Origin of the sequence: Shinella lacus, from assembly GCF_010994755.1 — a bacterium.
GTDB classification, from domain to species: domain Bacteria; phylum Pseudomonadota; class Alphaproteobacteria; order Rhizobiales; family Rhizobiaceae; genus Shinella; species Shinella lacus.
The window spans coordinates 34991-52195 of record NZ_WHSB02000009.1; the positions used below are offsets into that span (position 1 = coordinate 34991).

The window sequence follows — 17205 nt, forward strand, 5'->3', positions numbered from 1 at the left end:
CCTCAGCAAGCGGATCTAGCGCAACAAAAAACCCGCCGAAGCGGGTTTGGTGTCTGCGAAATCCGGGTTCGGATCAGGCCGGCAGGAGCGTGCCCTGCAGCGTGGTGAGCTGCGCGAGGTAGCTCTCGATGCCAAACTTGTGTTCGTCCGAGGACGCATGCTCAAGCTCGGCGCGGGTCGCCTCGATCCGGCGCGTGATGTCTTCGCTCTTGATCTCGTCGACATGCACGGCCGATTCGGCCAGCAGCGTGCAGCCGGTCGGCAGGATGTCGGCGAAACCGCCGAAGACCACGTAGCGGTCCTTCTTGCCGTCCGCGAACGTCACGGTGGCGACACCCGGCTTGATCGTCGTCATGGTCGGCGCATGGTTGGCCATGACGGTCATTTCGCCTTCGGTCGCCGGAATGACGACGGAGCTGACGCTGCCGGAAACCAGCAGGCGCTCGGGAGAAACGAGTTCAAAGTTGAAACTGTCAGCCATGACCATTCACTTCTTCTGATTTCATTCGGCCGGGAAACAGGGCGCCCGGTTCAGGGCGCCCCAAGTTCATCAAGCGGCTTCGGCAGCCAGCTTCTTGGCCTTTTCGACCGCTTCTTCCATGGAACCGACCATGTAGAAGGCGGCTTCCGGCAGGTGGTCGTACTCGCCGTTGACGAGGCCCTTGAAGCCCTTGATCGTGTCTTCGAGGGCGACGAGCTTGCCCGGCGAACCGGTGAAGACTTCGGCAACGAAGAACGGCTGGGACAGGAAGCGCTCGATCTTGCGGGCGCGGGCAACGGCGATCTTGTCGTCTTCCGACAGTTCGTCCATGCCCAGGATGGCGATGATGTCCTGGAGCGACTTGTAGCGCTGCAGGGTCGTCTGGACCTTGCGGGCGACTTCATAGTGCTCTTCGCCGACAACCATCGGGTCGAGCATGCGCGAGGTCGAGTCGAGCGGGTCCACGGCCGGGTAGATGCCCTTTTCGGCGATCGAGCGCGACAGAACCGTCGTTGCGTCCAGGTGGGCGAACGAGGTTGCCGGCGCCGGGTCGGTCAAGTCGTCGGCGGGAACGTAGATGGCCTGAACCGAGGTGATCGAGCCCTTGGTCGTCGTGGTGATGCGTTCCTGCATCTGGCCCATGTCCGTGGCGAGCGTCGGCTGATAGCCCACGGCCGACGGGATACGGCCGAGCAGAGCGGACACTTCGGAACCGGCCTGCGTGAAGCGGAAGATGTTGTCGACGAAGAACAGAACGTCCTGGCCCTTGTCGCGGAAGTCTTCAGCGATCGTCAGGCCGGTCAGGGCGACGCGAGCGCGTGCGCCCGGCGGTTCGTTCATCTGGCCGTAAACGAGGGCAGCCTTGGAGCCTTCGCCGCCGCCGTGCTTGTTCACGCCGGATTCGATCATTTCGTGGTAGAGGTCGTTGCCTTCGCGGGTACGTTCACCCACGCCTGCGAACACCGAGTAACCACCGTGCGCCTTGGCGACGTTGTTGATCAGTTCCATGATGAGAACGGTCTTACCGACGCCTGCACCGCCGAAGAGGCCGATCTTGCCGCCCTTTGCGTAGGGCGCCAGCAGGTCGACGACCTTGATGCCGGTGACGAGGATCTGGGCTTCCGTCGACTGCTCGACATAGGACGGCGCATCCTGGTGGATGGCGCGCTTGCCGGCGGTCACCAGCGGGCCGGCTTCGTCGACGGGCTCGCCGATGACGTTCATGATGCGGCCGAGCGTTTCCGGGCCGACCGGAACGGTGATCGGGGCGCCGGTGTTGGCGACCGGCTGACCGCGGACGAGACCTTCGGTCGAGTCCATGGCGATCGTGCGAACGGTGTTTTCGCCGAGGTGCTGGGCGACTTCGAGAACGAGGCGGTTGCCGTTGTTGTCGGTTTCCAGCGCGTTCAGGATCTGCGGCAGTTCGCCATCGAACGAAACGTCGACGACGGCGCCGATGACCTGCGTCACGCGGCCGGTCGCAACGAATGCAGCCGGAGCCGCAGCCTTCGTAGCGGCCTTGGCGACAGCGGTCTTCGCAGCCGGTGCCTTGGCAGCGGTTGCCTTTGCGGCCGGAGCCTTGGTTGCTGCTGCTGCGACCGGAGCCGCCGCTGCTGCTGCCGTCTTGGTCGCAGCCGGCTTCTTCGCCGCTGCGGTGTCCTTCGGGGTAGCTGCCTTAGCCATATCTCTTACCCTCTTTGTCCTGGTCCTTAGAGCGCTTCAGCGCCCGAGATGATTTCGATGAGTTCCTTGGTGATCTGAGCCTGGCGCTGACGGTTGTAGTTGAGCGTCAGCTTGTTGATCATTTCACCAGCATTGCGGGTCGCGTTGTCCATGGCGCTCATCTTGGCGCCCATTTCGCCGGCGACGTTCTCGAGCAGGGCCCGGAAGATCTGGACGGAAATGTTGCGCGGGATGAGATCGCCGAGGATCGCGCCGGCATCCGGCTCGTAGTCGTAGATCGCCGTTGCACCGGTCGTCTCGGCGACGGCCGCGGGAGCGGAGGCCGGGATGAGCTGGAGCGCGGTCGGGATCTGCGAAATGACCGACTTGAACTCGGAATAGAACAGCGTGCAGACGTCGAACTCGCCCTTTTCGAACAGGCCGATGACCTTGCGGCCGACCTGGTCAGCATTTGCGAAGTTGATGCGCTTGACTTCACGCAGGTCGACGCGGTCGATGATCAGCGACGCGAATTCGCGACGCAGGATATCGAAACCCTTCTTGCCGACGCAGATGATCTTGACCGTCTTGCCGCTCGCCAGAAGCTTGCGGGTATGGTCACGCGCCAGACGCGCAATCTGCGAGTTGAAGCCGCCGCACAGGCCGCGTTCGGCCGTGCAGACGACGAGCAGATGAACCTGGTCCTTGCCCGTGCCGGTCATGAGGCGCGGCGCCGAATCGTCCTGGCCGACGGCCTGGGCGATGTTGGCGAGAACGGCGCTCATGCGCTGCGAATAGGGCCGGGCGGCCTCGGCCGCTTCCTGGGCACGCCGAAGCTTCGCCGCGGCGACCATTTTCATCGCCTTGGTGATCTTCTGCGTCGCCTTGACGGAGGCGATCCGGTTTTTCAGATCCTTAAGTGAAGGCATCCGTTTTCCGTCCTGTGACATGATCTCCCAGAAAACCCTCTGAGCGGATCATGCGTCAATCAAAGTTCCCGGGCTGCCTGCGCGCCAGCTTAGCGCGCAGGGCTCGAACCGTAGCCTCAGCCGAAGGTCTTGGCGAAGGCATCGAGGGCGGCCTTGAGCTTGCCCTTGGTGTCGTCGCTGATCGCCTTTTCGGTGCGGATCTTGTCGAGGATGTCCTTGCCCTCGGAGCGGAAGTAGCCGAGCACGCCCTGCTCGAACTTGCCGACCTGGTTGACCGCGATCTTGTCGAGGTAACCGTTGACGCCGGCGAAGATCACCACGACCTGCTCTTCCGTCTTCAGCGGCGAGAACTGCGGCTGCTTCAGGAGTTCGGTCAGGCGTGCACCGCGGTTGAGCAGGCGCTGCGTCGCGGCGTCGAGGTCCGAGCCGAACTGGGCGAAGGCTGCCATTTCGCGATACTGGGCAAGTTCGCCCTTGATCGAGCCGGCAACCTGCTTCATCGCCTTGATCTGTGCGGACGAGCCCACGCGGGACACCGACAGACCGACGTTCACGGCCGGGCGGATACCCTGGTAGAACAGGTCCGTTTCAAGGAAGATCTGGCCGTCGGTGATCGAGATCACGTTGGTCGGGATGAACGCGGACACGTCATTACCCTGGGTTTCGATGACCGGCAGAGCCGTCAGCGAGCCAGCGCCCATGTCGTCGTTGAGCTTTGCAGCGCGCTCGAGGAGACGCGAATGCAGGTAGAAGACGTCGCCCGGATAGGCTTCGCGGCCCGGCGGGCGGCGCAGAAGCAGCGACATCTGGCGGTAGGAGACGGCCTGCTTGGAAAGGTCGTCGTAGCCGATGAGGGCGTGCTTGCCGTTGTCACGGAAATATTCGCCCATCGCGCAACCGGCGAACGGTGCGAGATACTGCATCGGCGCCGGGTCGGAGGCGGTTGCAGCAACGATGATCGAGTACTGGAGCGCGCCGCGCTCTTCGAGAACCTTCACGAACTGGGCAACGGTCGAACGCTTCTGGCCGATAGCGACGTAGACGCAGTAAAGCTTGTCGCCTTCCGGGCCGTTATCGTGGATCGCCTTCTGGTTCAGGATCGCGTCCAGAATGATCGCGGTCTTGCCGGTCTGGCGGTCGCCGATGACCAGCTCGCGCTGGCCGCGGCCGACCGGGATGAGGGCGTCGATGGCCTTGAGGCCGGTCGACATCGGCTCATGCACCGACTTGCGCGGAATGATGCCCGGAGCCTTGACGTCGACGCGCGAGCGCAGCTTGGCATTGATCGGGCCTTTGCCGTCGATCGGGTTGCCGAGCGCGTCAACGACGCGGCCGAGCAGTTCCGGACCGACCGGCACGTCCACGATGGCGCCCGTCCGCTTGACGGTGTCGCCCTCCTTGATGTCACGGTCCGAACCGAAAATAACGACACCGACGTTGTCGCTTTCGAGGTTCAGCGCCATGCCACGGATGCCACCCGGGAATTCCACCATTTCGCCGGCCTGGACATTGTCGAGGCCATAAACGCGGGCAATGCCGTCACCGACGGAGAGCACCTGGCCGACTTCCGAGACTTCCGCCTCTTTGCCGAAGTTTTTGATCTGATCTTTGAGAATTGCGGAAATTTCCGCGGCGCGGATATCCATCAGCCGACCTCTTTCAGTGCAAGCTTAAGAGTAGAGAGTTTGGTGCGAAGGGACGTGTCGATCTGGCGGGAACCCACCTTGACGATCAGTCCACCGAGAATGGACGGGTCGACGGTGACGGCGATCGTCACGTCTTTGCCGGTGACGCCTTTCAGCGCCGCCTTCAATTCTGTTTCCTGCGCTGCGGTCAGCGCATGGGCCGAGGTGACATCGGCCGTGATTTCGCCGCGGGCGCGGGCCGCGATGACGCGGTAGGCCTTGATCATGCCCGGAACGGCGAACAGGCGGCGATTTGACGCAACCACCTTGAGGAAGTTTGCCACGAGGCCCGTGATGCCGGCTTTGGCGGCAACGGCGGCAATGGCCTTGGTCTGATCTTCGGCGGAGAAGACAGGGCTGAGGATCAGCCGCTTGAGGTCTTCGCTCCCGTCGATCAGCGCCTGGAAACGGGCGAGATCGGCACCGACACTGTCAGCCGAACCGGCTTCCTGAGCGAGGTCGAAAAGCGAGGACGCGTATCTTTCTGCAACACCGGAAACGAGCTGGGATGTGTCTGCCACGGGCACAAGCTTCTCTTCTTTTCATCCAGAAAGCGGGGCGGTAGCGAGGCTACAGTCCTAACCCTCTGAAATCGTTGCGGTAATCTTCAGTTCCCACAGGCTTTGAAGCCCGTTTTTTCTGAATTTCGCGGTTCGTCTAGCATAGGAAACCGGGACTCGCAACACACGCGGCGCAGGAATGCGCCATAAGTCGGCCATAGTCGGAGCAAAAGTTGACTGCGCAGACTATGTTCTGCTGTCGCCGAGGCAGGCCGGGCCGGTTTTTCGCTCAGATGAAGCCGAATGCATAGGCCAAAGGCAGCGCGGCAAGGCCCGCCTGCACGAGGAGCACGACGAGGTTTTTCAGCGTGAAGGACCCGTCAGACATCAGCGAGAGAATGCGGCCGAATGCAGCGAGCGCGAAGCCGCCGCCGATGCCCATATAGATCCAACTCTGCGCCATCATCAGCGCGACGATGGCGAGCCCCGCATAGAAACCGCCGGCCGAGCGGGCGAAGGCATACCCTTCGCGGCTCGCCTCGCGGGTCTGGAGGCCGGCGAGCTTCAACGCCGTGCCGGGCGCAAAGAGTGCGAAGAGGCCGAAAAGCGCGGTCACGATGGCCGCCGAGAATGCGAGCAGCTCGCCCGTTTCGGTGGGGATGTAGAATTCCATCGCGACGTTTCTCCGGTTGTGCTCGCCCGCCCCTCTATCGCACAGGCGCGAAAGGCGCAGAAGCGGGCGCGCCAACTTCGCACAACTCTTTGTTAACCATGGCGCTCAGAGGAAACTCTGCGGATCGATATCGAGCTGCACCTGAAGCGAGGCCCGTTCCTTCGGCCCGTTGGCGAGCATGGTGCGCAGAAACGTCTGCATGTCACTGTTGCGCCGCCCGTGGATCAGCAGGCGAAAACGATGGCGGCCGCGCACGAGCGCCAGCGGTGCCTCCGCCGGGCCGAGGATCGAGATGCCGTCCACATCGGGCGCGGCCTGCCGCAGCCCGCGCGCATGCATCTCCGCCTCGCCGCGGGTATCGGCCGAGACGATGACCGAGGCGAGCCGGCCGAACGGCGGCAGCAGCGCCTTTTCCCGCTCGCCGATCTCACGGTCGTAAAAAGCCTGCGCATCGCCCGACACGATCGCCTGCATGACGGGGTGCAGCGGCTGGTAGGTCTGGATGAGGCCGTGGCTCTTGAGGCCGGAGCGCCCCGCGCGCCCCGTCACCTGCGAGAGCAGCTGGAACGTCCGCTCCGCCGCGCGCGGATCGCCGTTCGAAAGCCCGAGATCCGCATCGACGACACCGACCAGCGACATCAGTGGGAAATTGTGCCCTTTGGCGACGAGCTGCGTGCCGATGACGATATCCGCCTCGCCGCGCGCAATCGCCTCCAGCTCCAGCCTGAGCCGCTTCACGCCCATCAGGTCGGAGGAGAGCACGATGGTGCGCGCCTCCGGAAAATGTTTCTCGACCTCCTCCGCGATGCGTTCCACGCCCGGCCCGCAGGCGGCGAGGTGATCGAAGGTGCCGCATTCCGGGCAGGCTTCCGGCGTGCGCTCGGCATAGCCGCAATGATGGCACTGGATCTGCCCGCGAAACCGGTGCTCGACCAGCCAGCTTGAGCATTGCGGGCACTGGAACCGATGGCCGCAGACCCGGCAAAGCGTCAGCGGCGCATAACCGCGACGATTGAGGAAAAGCAGCGCCTGCTGCTGCTTCTCGATGGTGCGGGCGATGCCGCGCAGCATGACCGGCGAAAGAAACCCGCCGCGCGCCGGCGGATGGCGCCGCATGTCGACGAGGTGCAGGTCCGGCAGAGCGGCGTCGCCGTAGCGCGTCGGTAGGTGCAGCTTGCGATAGCGCCCGACATCGCTGTTGACCCGGCTTTCGACCGAGGGCGTCGCCGAGACGAGCACGGCCGGGAAATCGCCGATGCGCGCCCGCACCACCGCCATGTCGCGCGCATTGTAGAAGACGCGGTCCTCCTGCTTGTAGGCCGGGTCGTGCTCCTCATCGACAATGACGAGGCCGAGATTCTCGAAGGGCAGGAACAGCGCCGAACGCGCGCCGGCCACGACCCGCACATCCCCCATCGTCACCTGCCGCCAGACCTTTTCACGGATGCGGGGCGCGAGATCGGAATGCCATTCGGCGGGCTTTGCGCCAAACCGATCCTGGAAACGTTCGAGGAAACTTGCCGTCAGCGCGATTTCCGGCAGCAGGATCAGCACCTGTTTGCCCCGCCGCAGCGTCTCGGCAATCGCCTCGAAATAGACCTCCGTCTTGCCCGAACCGGTAATGCCGTCGATCAGCGAGACATTGAAGCCACCGGCGCGCACGCTCTCGACAAGCTCCGCCGCACTCTCCGTCTGTGGCCCTTCGAGCCTCGGCTCCACATGCTCCGGATCGGGCACCGCCACGACGGGCGGCGGCGGCAGGAAGACGGTCTCGAAGCTGCCCTGCTTCACGAGCCCGTCGACGACGCTCGTCGAGGTGCCTGCGGCGTGCGCAAGACCCGAGCGGGTCCACGGAATGCCGTCCTCCACCATTTCCAGCACCCGCTCGCGGGCACTCGTCAGCCGCTCCGGCCGGTGACCCGTAAAACGCAGCCCCTCGATCATCGGCTCTGGATCGAACGCCGTCGGCGCGCGCAGCGCCATGCGGGCGACGAGACCCGGCGGCGTCACCGTATAGGCGGAAACCCAGTCGAGGAAATCGCGCATCTCCTTGGAGAGCGGCGGGCAGTCGAAGACCTTCTCGATCGGCCGCAGCTTCTTCGGATCGACTTGGCTGTCATCGCCGCCATCCCAGACGACGCCCGGCACCAGCCGCGGCCCGAGCGGCACCTGCACGATCGAGCCCGGCTCCACCGCCATGCCCTCCGGCACGGAATAGGAATAGGGCGTGGGCGTGGGCACCGGCACCATCACAGGCACCGTGCGCGGAAAAAGTTTCTCCCCGAAAAGGTCGATCGAATCGCTGCTCATTGCCCGCGAAGATGCCCCCGCCGGTGCGGGAAGAAAACCGCAAAGATCGCCGGCCCGCTCATTCGTCGTCCTCGTCCATCTCGCCGGTCAGCCGCATGCCGTCGATCCAGGTCGCGCCGTCATTGCGCACGACGCGCTTGGCCCGCACGCCGCAGCGCGTCTCCACCTCCTGCGCCAGACGTTCCGAATGGGTGACGATCCACAACTGGCTCGTCTCGGCGGCCCGCGCGATCATCTCGGCGAGCGGCAACAGCATGTCCGGATGGAGGCTCGCCTCCGGCTCGTTCAACGCGATCAACGGCGGCGTGCGGTATGAAAGCAATGCAGCCGCGAGCGCCAGGAAACGGATCTGCCCGTCGGAAAGCTCGCGCGGCTGGAAGATGCGCTGGGGAAACTGCGGGAAGGTCAGCCCATAGGAGGCGAATTCCTCCGGCTCCGGCACGGAAAGCCGTGCACCGCCAAAGGCATCCGCCACCGCCCGGTCGAGATCGACCGTGTCGCCCCGCGTCCATTTCAGCGTCGCGAACACCGCCGCCATGTTCGCCCCGTCCTCGTCGAGCAGCGGCGCGGTGACGGCAAGGCAGGGTTGGCGCAGCGCCGAATCGCGATCCGAGCGGAAACCATGGAAGAACCGCCATTGCGAAACCGCGCGGCGGAACGTGCCGACCTCCGGATAATGGCCGGCATCGCCGAGAAGTGCGATGGCGGTCTCGGAGGTCAGGGCCTGTTCGGGATATTCCACCATCCGGCCCGCCTCGCTGCGCACCATGATGCCCGGCCCGCCGCGTTTCATCATGGTCACCGGCCGGCGGCCGGTTTCGATCGACAATTCCTCGGCCTTAACCTGCGGCTCGAAGGCGAAACCCGCTGCATCGATCGGTGGCCGCAACCCCGCCTCGACGCGATAGCGAAAGGTGATCGCCCGGTCCTCGTCGAGCAGCTCGGCCTCCAGCCGGATGCGCACCGGCTCGTTCGCCCGCCGCTTGCCCGTCCACAGCGCCGAGGCCATGCCGCCCTCCGCCGCGATCTCATGGGCGAAATTGCCGCGCACCGCCGCCTGTACCAGTTGCAGCGAGCGATAGAGGTTCGACTTGCCCGCCCCGTTCTCACCGACGAACAGGTTCACCCGCCCGAGATCCATGCGGATCGAACGCAGCGAACGGTAGTTTTCGGCAGACATGGAGCGTAGCAGCATGAAGCGTATCCGGAATCAGGAGCACGATCGTCTCTATACCGGGCACCATGTCCAGAGGAAGGCGGCCGGTGAAGCAAACGTTAACGCAAATCACCGACCATGCGGCAAACGGCCGAAGGGCATGCCATGAACGAACTTCTCATCATCGCCGACCAGACCCTGATGACCGAGCGGCAGAGCTGGCTCGCATCGCTTGCCGACGAGCGCCGGCTGTCGGAGAACACGCTGGACGCCTACGAGCGCGACACGAGGCAGTTCCTCACCTTCCTGACGCAGCACCTTGCCGCCCCCGCACGCCTCAAGGACATCGGCGATCTGCGCCCGGCGGACCTGCGCGGCTTTCTCGCCAGCCGGCGCCGCGATGGTGCGGGTGCGCGCACGCTCGGCCGCGGCCTTGCCGGCCTGCGCTCTTTCCTGCGCCACCTGGAACGCAAGGGCCTTGCCAATGCGGCCGGTGCCTCCGCCGTGCGCTCGCCAAAACAGCCGAAATCGCTGCCGAAGCCGCTCTCCGCCGGGCAGGCGATCGCCGTCGTCGATGCGAGCGAACAGCTCGCCGACGAGCCCTGGATCCGCGTGCGCAATGCCGCAGTGTTGACGCTCCTCTACGGCTGCGGCCTGCGCATCTCCGAGGCGCTGTCGCTGACACCGGCCGATTTCGTCGGCACGCCGACGTCGCTGCGCATCACCGGCAAGGGCGACAAGATGCGCATCGTGCCGCTGATTGCGCCGGCGCTGACCGGCGTCGAGGATTACATCAAACTCTGCCCCATCCCCTTGGCCGATGACAAGCCGCTGTTTCGCGGCATGCGCGGCGGACCGTTGCAGCCGGCCATCATCCAGCGCGAGATGCAGAAGATGCGCAGCGCGCTCGGCCTGCCGGACAGCGCCACGCCGCACGCTTTGCGCCATTCCTTCGCCACGCATCTGCTCGCCGGTGGCGGGGACCTGCGCACCATCCAGGAATTGCTCGGCCATGCCAGCCTCTCGACCACGCAGGTCTATACCGGCGTCGATTCGGCCCGGCTGCTGGAAATCTACGACCGAGCCCACCCCCGCGCCTGAATCCGTTAACGGCTTGCGGCTAGGGTCGCCAAAAATATGCAGGGAGTTCGACCATGACAGTCCTTCTTCACAAGAGCCGCATGGTGCTGGCCGACCGGCTGGCCGATGCCGGCCTCTGGGCGCTGGCCGCGATCCATCTCTTCATCGCCCTCTCCGTCCTCGTCGTGCTGGCGACCCTCTCCCCCGCCCATGCGCAGGAGCCTGCAGCGTGCGGCGGCGACAACCTGCTGACGAAATTCGAGAAGGACGACCCGGCCGGCTTCGCCAAGCTGCGCGCCGAGGCGGATGCCGTGCCGAACGGCAAGGGCATCTTCTGGAAGATCGAGAAGGACGGCAAGCCCGCCTCCTGGCTGCTCGGCACCATGCATGTGACGGACCCGCGCGTGCTCGCCATGCCGGAAGCGGCGCGCACCGCCTATGCCGATGCCGCCACCATCGTCGTCGAATCGGACGAGATCGCCGACGAGAAGAAGGCGGGTGCCGCCATCATGGCGCGGCCGGACCTCACCATGTTCACCGACGGAAAATCCATCACCGATTTCCTCGACAAGCAGGATGCGGAGAAGCTTGCGGAAGGCCTGAAGGGGCGCGGCCTGTCGCTCGCCGCCGTCGGCCGCATGAAGCCGTGGATGATCGCAAGCTTCGTCGCACTGCCCGCCTGCGAGATCGCCCGCAAGACGGCCGGCGCCGCCTTCCTCGACCAGCAGCTCGCCAAGACCGCGCTCGCCGAAGGCAAAACGCTGAAAGGCCTCGAAACGCTGATCGAGCAGATTTCCGCGCTCGATTCGCTGCCGGTCGAACCGCAGGTCCAGGGCCTCGTGCAGACGCTGGAGCTCGGCGATACGCTGACGGATGTCATCGAGACGATGAGCCAGCTCTACCTTGCCGGCGATACCGGCATGATCATGCCGATGATGCGGGCTTCCGCGCCTGAGACGGACGAGGACGCCAAGGCCTATGCCGACTTCGAGCAGCGCATCATCATCGACCGCAACCACACGATGGCCGAACGCGCCGCACCGATCCTCGCAAACGGCAACGTCTTCATCGCCGTCGGCGCGCTGCATCTCGCCGGCCCGGAAGGCGTCGTCGAACTCCTGCGCAAGCAGGGCTTTACGGTAACCGCGGTGAACTGACCCGGCGCCCCACGCCGCACAGCATGGTGCGAACGATCAGCTTGTGGAACGGCATGATGGCGGCGAGGTAAAGCCGGCCGAGCAGGTTGTTGCGGTGCACGAGCGTCATCACGCTCAGGGTCTGGCCGGTCGGCCGATCCTGCCGGATATCGATGACGATGCGGAAATCGAGATGCTTGTCGTCGAAACCGAGCACGACCCGGTCGTCGCTGGCGCTCACCACCGGAAATCCGCCGATCTCCACCGCCGATGTCGCGGCCTGTTCCGCCGCCCGCTTCAGGCCGAAGGGCGCGACCAGCGCATTGCGCAGTGCCATCAGCTTTCGAACCCAGCCCGGCGGATGTTCGAGCGCCAGCCGTGCGGCCTCCCGCGCCGTGAGATGATCGACGGGCAGGCCGAGCGTGAAGCGATCCGCCCAATCGGCGGCGGGCAGGAGCGGATGCGGAAGCGAGACGGGTCTCGAAACGGGGGACATGAAGGCCATCCTTTACAGCCTGCATGGTGCCCGTGATCGAGCAGAGAGGACAGGCGGCCGGTTGTCGCAGCCGCCCACCCCTGTCGCATATGATCCGGATCACATATGGATCGGCTTGAAGAAGGTCGCGAGCGCTGCTTCCTTGACGGCTTCCGACATGGTCGGGTGCGCGTGGCAGGTGCGGCCGAGGTCTTCGGAGGAGCCGCCGAATTCCATCAGCACGGCGGCCTCGTGGATCATCTCGCCGGCGCCGAAGCCGACGATGTGCACGCCGAGCACGCGGTCGGTCTCCTTGTCCGCCAGAACCTTGACGAAGCCGTCGGTCGCCAGCATGGCGCGGGCGCGGCCGTTCGCGGTGAACGGGAACTTCCCCGCCTTGTACGCGACGCCCGCAGCCTTCAGCTCCTCTTCCGTCTTGCCGACGGAGGCGACTTCCGGCTGGGTGTAGACGACGCCCGGAATGACGTCGTAGTTCACATGGCCGGCCTGGCCGGCGAGGATTTCGGCAACCGCGACACCCTCGTCTTCCGCCTTGTGGGCGAGCATCGGGCCGCGCACCACGTCTCCGAGCGCATAGATGCCGGCAACGTTGGTCTGGAAGTGGTTGTCGATCTCGACGCGGCCGCGGTTGTCCAGCGCGACGCCGGCTTCCTTGAGGCCGAGGCCTTCGGTGTAGGGCTTGCGGCCGGTGGCGATCAGCACGACGTCCGCCTCGATCGTGGCGGCATCGCCGCCCTTGACCGGCTCGAAGGTCACCCTGGCGCCAGCACCTGCCTTCTCCACGCCCGTCACCTTCGCACCGAGCTTGAACTCCATGCCCTGCTTGGCGAGCATGCGCTGGAACTGCTTGGAGACCTCGCCGTCCATGCCGCCGAGGATCGTGTCGAGATATTCGATGACCGTGACCTTGGCGCCGAGACGCGCCCAGACCGAGCCGAGCTCCAGCCCGATCACGCCGCCGCCGACGACGATGAGGTGGCCCGGCACCTTTTCGAGCGCGATGCCGCCGGTGGACGAGATGATGACCTTCTCGTCGATATCGACGGGAACGCCCGGAATGCCGGCGACGTCGGAACCCGTGGCGATGACGATGTTCTTGGTTTCGAGAACCTGCTCTTCGCCCTTGTCGTTGGTGACGGAGACCTTGCCAGCACCCAGCACCTTGCCGGTGCCCTGGATGCCGTCGATCTTGTTCTTCTTGAACAGGAAGGCGACGCCGTCGACATTCGACTTCACGGTCGCATCCTTGTGCGCCATCATTTTCGGCAGGTTGAGCGTCGGCTTCACGCCGTCGATGCCGAGGGCTTCCATGCCATGGCCGGCCTGGTGGTAGACCTCGGAGGCATGCAGCAGCGCCTTGGAGGGGATGCAGCCGACATTGAGGCAGGTGCCGCCATAGGTCTGGCGCTTCTCGACGACCGCAACCTTCATGCCGAGCTGGGCCGCCTTGATGGCGCAGACATAGCCGCCGGGGCCGGAACCGATAACGATGAGATCATATGCCATGACAAGTCCTTCCTGCGCGGGGCCTAGCGGCCGCCGCTGACGTTGAGGGCGGCACCCGTGACGTAGGATGCCGCATCGGAGAGAAGATAGAGAATGGAATGGGCGACTTCATCGGCCGTGCCCGGCCGCTGCATGGGGATGAGGGACGCCATGTCGCGCGCCCGGTCCGGCAGGCCGCCGGAAGCGTGGATATCGGTGTCGATGATGCCGGGGCGCACGAGATTGACGCGAACGCCTTCCGTCGCGACCTCGCGGGCAAGCCCGATGGTGAAACTTTCAATGGCGCCTTTACTCGCGGCATAGTCGACATATTGCCCGGCCGAGCCGAGTTGCGCCGCCACCGACGAGATGTTGACGATCGAACCACCCTTGCCGCCATGTCGTGTCGACATGCGCCGCACGGCCTCCTGGGCGCAGCGGATCGAGCCCATGACATTGACTGCGAACATGCGCTCCAGCCGCTCGGCGGACATTTCGTCGACGCGCTGCGGCAGGGCGACGATGCCGGCATTGTTCACCAGCCCTTCGAGCCGGCCGAACGTACCATCGATGGTGGAGAAGATATTGGCGAGGCCGAGTTCGCTGCCGACATCGCCCTGAACGGGGATCGCCGAGCCGCCCATGGCGTGGATATCCGCGACCACCGCCTCAGCGGCTTCGAGGTTCGACACATAGTTCACGGCGACCTGCCAACCGGCAGCGCCCGCCATGCGGCAGACGCTGGCGCCGATGCCGCGGCTGCCGCCGGTGACGAGAAGAACGGGCGCTTCCGTCATGCGGCACATCCCTTGCGCTTGAGCACGTCCCAGGGCGCCACCTTGGCCTTGCCCTCGTCCCACAGCGTCGAATAGCGCAGGGACGGGCCGAAGCCGGCGAGCAACAGCGTTTCGGCCGCCGTGGCGCCCTCGGCGGGCAGCAGGTCTGCTCCACCGGACCCATCGAGCGTATAGATCACGCCTTCCCAGACGGTGCAGGCGGCGATTTCCTCGCCGGTCACGTCGCCTTCCGGGCAATTGTGCATGACCATGCCGTTGGAGCGCGCGGGATCGTCGCCGGGCATCACGATGCCGTCGAGCACCACGCCGCTTGAGAGCACCTTCACCTTGAAATGATGGCTCGTCGCGGCAGCACTCGACCCGACCGGTTCGAAGGTCAGCTCATAGCCCCCGTCGCGATCCGCATAGATCGCGCGGTCCTGCCGGCACTCCGCCGCAGAGGCGGCGGTCGCGGCAAAAAGTCCGGCGACGACGAGGGCGGTGCGCATGGCTCAGTGGGCCTTTTCCGTGGCGAGCTTGATGCCGAGCGCGATGAAGACGAGGCCGCTGGCGCGATCGATCCACTGGCTCATGCGCGAGAAGGCGGCCCGCATGCGCGGGGTCGTCATGAACAGCGAGACGCCGACGAACCAGGCGATGAGGCAGGAGGCCATGACGAGCCCGTAGCCGAACTTGATAGCGATCGGCGTATGGGCACTGACGACGGTCGAGAAGATCGACAGGAAGAAGAAGACCGGCTTGGGGTTCAGCGCATTGGCGAGGAAACCGAGACCGAAGGCGCGCAGCGCCGACTGCTCGCCCTTGCCGTCCTCGTTGCCCTTCACCGCCTCGACGGACATGTCCGTCTTGCCGGCACGCAAGGCCTTGATGCCGATATAAATGAGGTAAGCGACGCCGCACCACTTCACGATGTTGAAGAGGTAGATCGACTGGGAAATGATGAGGCCGAGGCCGAGGATCGTGTAAGTGACGTGGAACATCAGCGACGTGCCGACGCCGAAGGACGTGATGATCGCCGCGCGCCGCCCATGCACGATCGACTGGCGCATGACCATGGCAAGGTCGGCACCCGGCGAGACGATGGCGAAGGAAAAGATCGCCATCAACGAGGCGAGTTCCAGGAAATAGCTGCTCATGGGATACCTGTCTCCTAGAAGATGACCACGCCCGCCATGACCGCGAGGCCCACCAGCGCGACGAGCCAGACAATCGAACGGATATAGGGAATGCCTGCCAGATAGAGCGGAAGATAGACGAGCCGGGCGATAAACCACAGCCAGGCGCCGGCCAGTCCCCAGCCCGCCGGATCACCCGCGATGGCAAGCGCCAGGGCGAGGGCGACGAAGCCGGGATAGGTTTCCCGAAAATTGGCCGACGCGCGGCCAGCGCGTCCGGCAAGCTTGCCTGTCGGCTCCCGCCCGCCATCCCGCGGGCCGGCATTCCAGGCGGAACCGAGTTCACGCGTGGAAAGCACGCCCTGGAGCCCGATATGGAAGACGAGCAGCGCCACGCTCAATGCCAGAAGCACGAGCATGGGCGAAGACGCTGACGCTGCCGCTTCCATGGCTATCCCCTTTTAGAGATCGAGAACGAGGCGTTCCGGATCTTCCAGGCTGTCCTTGACGCGGACCAGGAAGGTCACGGCTTCCTTACCGTCGACCATGCGGTGATCGTAGGAAAGCGCCAGATACATCATCGGACGGATGACGATCTGGCCGCCGACGACGACCGGGCGCTCCTGGATCTTGTGCATGCCGAGGATGCCGGACTGCGGGGCATTCAGGATCGGCGAGGACATCAGCGAGCCGTAGACACCGCCGTTCGAAATGGTGAACGTGCCGCCCTGCATGTCGGCCATGGAGAGCGCGCCGTCACGGGCGAGCTTACCGAGGCGACCGATATCCTTTTCGATTTCGGCGATCGACATCTGGTCGGCATCGCGCACGACCGGAACGACGAGGCCCTTGTCCGTGCCGACGGCGACGCCGATGTGGCAGTAGTTCTTGTAGATGATGTCGGTGCCGTCGATCTCGGCGTTGACAGCCGGCAGTTCCTTCAGCGCGTGCGTCACGGCCTTGGTGAAGAAGCCCATGAAGCCGAGCTTCACGCCGTGCTTCTTCTCGAACAGGTCCTTGTAGCGGTTGCGCAGGTCCATCACGGCCGACATGTCCACCTCGTTGTAGGTGGTGAGCATGGCGGCGGTGTTCTGCGCGTCCTTGAGGCGGCGGGCGATCGTCTGGCGCAGGCGCGTCATCTTCACGCGCTCTTCGCGCGGCGCATCAGCCTCGGAGGAGGCCGCACGGGCGACAACCTTCACCGGCTCGGCAGCAGCGGCCGGCGTCGAGGCCGTAACACCCTTGGCGACAGCGGCGAGCACGTCGCCCTTCAGCACCTGGCCGCGCTTGCCGGAACCATCGACCTGGTCGGCGGAGATATTGTTTTCGGCGAGCAGCTTGGCGGCCGAGGGTGCAGCCGGCATGGAAGACGCAGCCGCGGCGGGCTTGGCTTCGGCAGCCGGAGCGGCCGCAACCTTCTCGACCTTTTCGGCGGCGGCAGGCGCGCTGGCACCGGCGGAACCGCTCGCAGAGATCTGGCCGAGCAGGCCGCCCGGCTCGACCGTGTCGCCGGCATTCGCGACGATTTCCGACAGGACGCCAGCGGCCGGTGCCGGCACTTCGATCGTCACCTTGTCGGTTTCGAGCTCACAGAGCGGCTCGTCGGCCTTGATGACGTCGCCGACCTTCTTGAACCAGGTGCCGACGGTCGCTTCGCTGACGGATTCTCCCAAAGTCGGGACGCGGATTTCGGTAGCCAT

General features: G+C 65.0%; 17 protein-coding genes. 2 read left to right on the forward strand and 15 right to left on the reverse strand.

Going from position 1 to position 17205, the window contains the following annotated elements; all coding sequences use genetic code 11:
* Positions 1 to 73: 73 nt before the first annotated feature.
* The 8 genes from GB927_RS22235 to GB927_RS22270 all read right to left on the reverse strand — a co-directional run bounded on the left by GB927_RS22235 (position 74) and on the right by GB927_RS22270 (position 9435).
* Entirely contained in the window at positions 74 to 481 is a 408-nt protein-coding gene (locus GB927_RS22235; RefSeq protein WP_256119407.1) for a F0F1 ATP synthase subunit epsilon, read from the reverse strand.
* 69 nt (positions 482 to 550) lie between these two features.
* Entirely contained in the window at positions 551 to 2164 is a 1614-nt protein-coding gene (atpD, locus tag GB927_RS22240) for a F0F1 ATP synthase subunit beta (RefSeq protein ID WP_256119408.1), read from the reverse strand.
* Between the two features lie 26 nt (positions 2165 to 2190).
* A complete protein-coding gene (locus GB927_RS22245) occupies positions 2191 to 3072 on the reverse strand; it encodes a F0F1 ATP synthase subunit gamma (protein ID WP_256119409.1) in 882 nt (293 codons plus the stop codon).
* A gap of 116 nt (positions 3073 to 3188) precedes the next feature.
* Positions 3189 to 4718: a F0F1 ATP synthase subunit alpha gene (atpA, locus tag GB927_RS22250; protein ID WP_256119410.1), complete on the reverse strand. Its 1530-nt coding sequence runs from the start codon at positions 4716 to 4718 to the stop codon at positions 3189 to 3191.
* The gene (locus GB927_RS22255) at positions 4718 to 5284 is read right to left on the reverse strand and encodes a F0F1 ATP synthase subunit delta (RefSeq protein WP_256119411.1); all 567 of its coding nucleotides are present in this window, start codon (positions 5282 to 5284) and stop codon (positions 4718 to 4720) included. The genes atpA and GB927_RS22255 overlap by 1 nt, the downstream gene beginning before the upstream one ends.
* Positions 5285 to 5546: 262 nt before the next feature.
* Entirely contained in the window at positions 5547 to 5930 is a 384-nt protein-coding gene (locus tag GB927_RS22260) for an AGROH133_08824 family phage infection protein (protein ID WP_256119412.1), read from the reverse strand.
* Positions 5931 to 6035: 105 nt separating this feature from the next.
* Positions 6036 to 8240 (reverse strand): primosomal protein N', encoded by a 2205-nt coding sequence (locus GB927_RS22265; protein WP_256119413.1) that lies wholly within the window; start codon positions 8238 to 8240, stop codon positions 6036 to 6038.
* A gap of 58 nt (positions 8241 to 8298) precedes the next feature.
* On the reverse strand, positions 8299 to 9435 hold the full coding sequence (locus GB927_RS22270) for an AAA family ATPase (protein WP_256119415.1): 1137 nt from the start codon (positions 9433 to 9435) through the stop codon (positions 8299 to 8301).
* 126 nt (positions 9436 to 9561) lie between these two features.
* Here GB927_RS22270 and GB927_RS22275 point away from each other — a divergent pair, with 126 nt between their 5' ends.
* Positions 9562 to 10497, forward strand: coding sequence for a tyrosine recombinase XerC (locus GB927_RS22275; protein ID WP_256119416.1), 936 nt, complete (start codon positions 9562 to 9564; stop codon positions 10495 to 10497).
* 53 nt (positions 10498 to 10550) lie between these two features.
* On the forward strand, positions 10551 to 11633 hold the full coding sequence (locus GB927_RS22280) for a TraB/GumN family protein (RefSeq protein ID WP_256119417.1): 1083 nt from the start codon (positions 10551 to 10553) through the stop codon (positions 11631 to 11633).
* Here GB927_RS22280 and GB927_RS22285 read toward each other — a convergent pair.
* The 7 genes from GB927_RS22285 to odhB form a co-directional block, all read right to left on the reverse strand.
* Entirely contained in the window at positions 11611 to 12108 is a 498-nt protein-coding gene (locus GB927_RS22285; protein ID WP_256119418.1) for a DUF2867 domain-containing protein, read from the reverse strand. The genes GB927_RS22280 and GB927_RS22285 overlap by 23 nt on opposite strands.
* A 99-nt stretch (positions 12109 to 12207) precedes the next feature.
* Positions 12208 to 13614, reverse strand: coding sequence for a dihydrolipoyl dehydrogenase (gene lpdA / locus GB927_RS22290; RefSeq protein ID WP_256119419.1), 1407 nt, complete (start codon positions 13612 to 13614; stop codon positions 12208 to 12210).
* Between the two features lie 23 nt (positions 13615 to 13637).
* Positions 13638 to 14390, reverse strand: a complete 753-nt coding sequence (locus tag GB927_RS22295; RefSeq protein WP_256119420.1) for an SDR family oxidoreductase — start codon at positions 14388 to 14390, stop codon at positions 13638 to 13640.
* On the reverse strand, positions 14387 to 14878 hold the full coding sequence (locus GB927_RS22300; protein ID WP_256119421.1) for a hypothetical protein: 492 nt from the start codon (positions 14876 to 14878) through the stop codon (positions 14387 to 14389). The genes GB927_RS22295 and GB927_RS22300 overlap by 4 nt, the downstream gene beginning before the upstream one ends.
* 3 nt (positions 14879 to 14881) lie before the next feature.
* A complete protein-coding gene (locus tag GB927_RS22305; RefSeq protein ID WP_256119422.1) occupies positions 14882 to 15526 on the reverse strand; it encodes a LysE family translocator in 645 nt (214 codons plus the stop codon).
* A 14-nt stretch (positions 15527 to 15540) separates the two neighbouring features.
* A complete protein-coding gene (locus GB927_RS22310) occupies positions 15541 to 15954 on the reverse strand; it encodes an MAPEG family protein (RefSeq protein ID WP_256119423.1) in 414 nt (137 codons plus the stop codon).
* 12 nt (positions 15955 to 15966) lie between these two features.
* Entirely contained in the window at positions 15967 to 17205 is a 1239-nt protein-coding gene (gene odhB / locus GB927_RS22315; RefSeq protein WP_256119424.1) for a 2-oxoglutarate dehydrogenase complex dihydrolipoyllysine-residue succinyltransferase, read from the reverse strand.

What these genes read in the sequence shown, in the direction of transcription:
- GB927_RS22265 (WP_256119413.1), bottom strand. Translation starts at nt 8,240, where the DNA reads ATGAGCAGCGATTCGATCGACCTTTTCGGGGAGAAACTTTTTCCGCGC.
- GB927_RS22310 (WP_256119423.1), bottom strand. Translation starts at nt 15,954, where the DNA reads ATGGAAGCGGCAGCGTCAGCGTCTTCGCCCATGCTCGTGCTTCTGGCA.
- GB927_RS22305 (WP_256119422.1), bottom strand. Translation starts at nt 15,526, where the DNA reads ATGAGCAGCTATTTCCTGGAACTCGCCTCGTTGATGGCGATCTTTTCC.
- atpA (WP_256119410.1), bottom strand. Translation starts at nt 4,718, where the DNA reads ATGGATATCCGCGCCGCGGAAATTTCCGCAATTCTCAAAGATCAGATC.
- GB927_RS22235 (WP_256119407.1), bottom strand. Translation starts at nt 481, where the DNA reads ATGGCTGACAGTTTCAACTTTGAACTCGTTTCTCCCGAGCGCCTGCTG.
- GB927_RS22270 (WP_256119415.1), bottom strand. Translation starts at nt 9,435, where the DNA reads ATGCTGCTACGCTCCATGTCTGCCGAAAACTACCGTTCGCTGCGTTCG.
- GB927_RS22295 (WP_256119420.1), bottom strand. Translation starts at nt 14,390, where the DNA reads ATGACGGAAGCGCCCGTTCTTCTCGTCACCGGCGGCAGCCGCGGCATC.
- odhB (WP_256119424.1), bottom strand. Translation starts at nt 17,205, where the DNA reads ATGGCTACCGAAATCCGCGTCCCGACTTTGGGAGAATCCGTCAGCGAA.
- GB927_RS22245 (WP_256119409.1), bottom strand. Translation starts at nt 3,072, where the DNA reads ATGCCTTCACTTAAGGATCTGAAAAACCGGATCGCCTCCGTCAAGGCG.
- GB927_RS22275 (WP_256119416.1), top strand. Translation starts at nt 9,562, where the DNA reads ATGAACGAACTTCTCATCATCGCCGACCAGACCCTGATGACCGAGCGG.
- GB927_RS22300 (WP_256119421.1), bottom strand. Translation starts at nt 14,878, where the DNA reads ATGCGCACCGCCCTCGTCGTCGCCGGACTTTTTGCCGCGACCGCCGCC.
- GB927_RS22260 (WP_256119412.1), bottom strand. Translation starts at nt 5,930, where the DNA reads ATGGAATTCTACATCCCCACCGAAACGGGCGAGCTGCTCGCATTCTCG.
- lpdA (WP_256119419.1), bottom strand. Translation starts at nt 13,614, where the DNA reads ATGGCATATGATCTCATCGTTATCGGTTCCGGCCCCGGCGGCTATGTC.
- GB927_RS22280 (WP_256119417.1), top strand. Translation starts at nt 10,551, where the DNA reads ATGACAGTCCTTCTTCACAAGAGCCGCATGGTGCTGGCCGACCGGCTG.
- atpD (WP_256119408.1), bottom strand. Translation starts at nt 2,164, where the DNA reads ATGGCTAAGGCAGCTACCCCGAAGGACACCGCAGCGGCGAAGAAGCCG.
- GB927_RS22285 (WP_256119418.1), bottom strand. Translation starts at nt 12,108, where the DNA reads ATGTCCCCCGTTTCGAGACCCGTCTCGCTTCCGCATCCGCTCCTGCCC.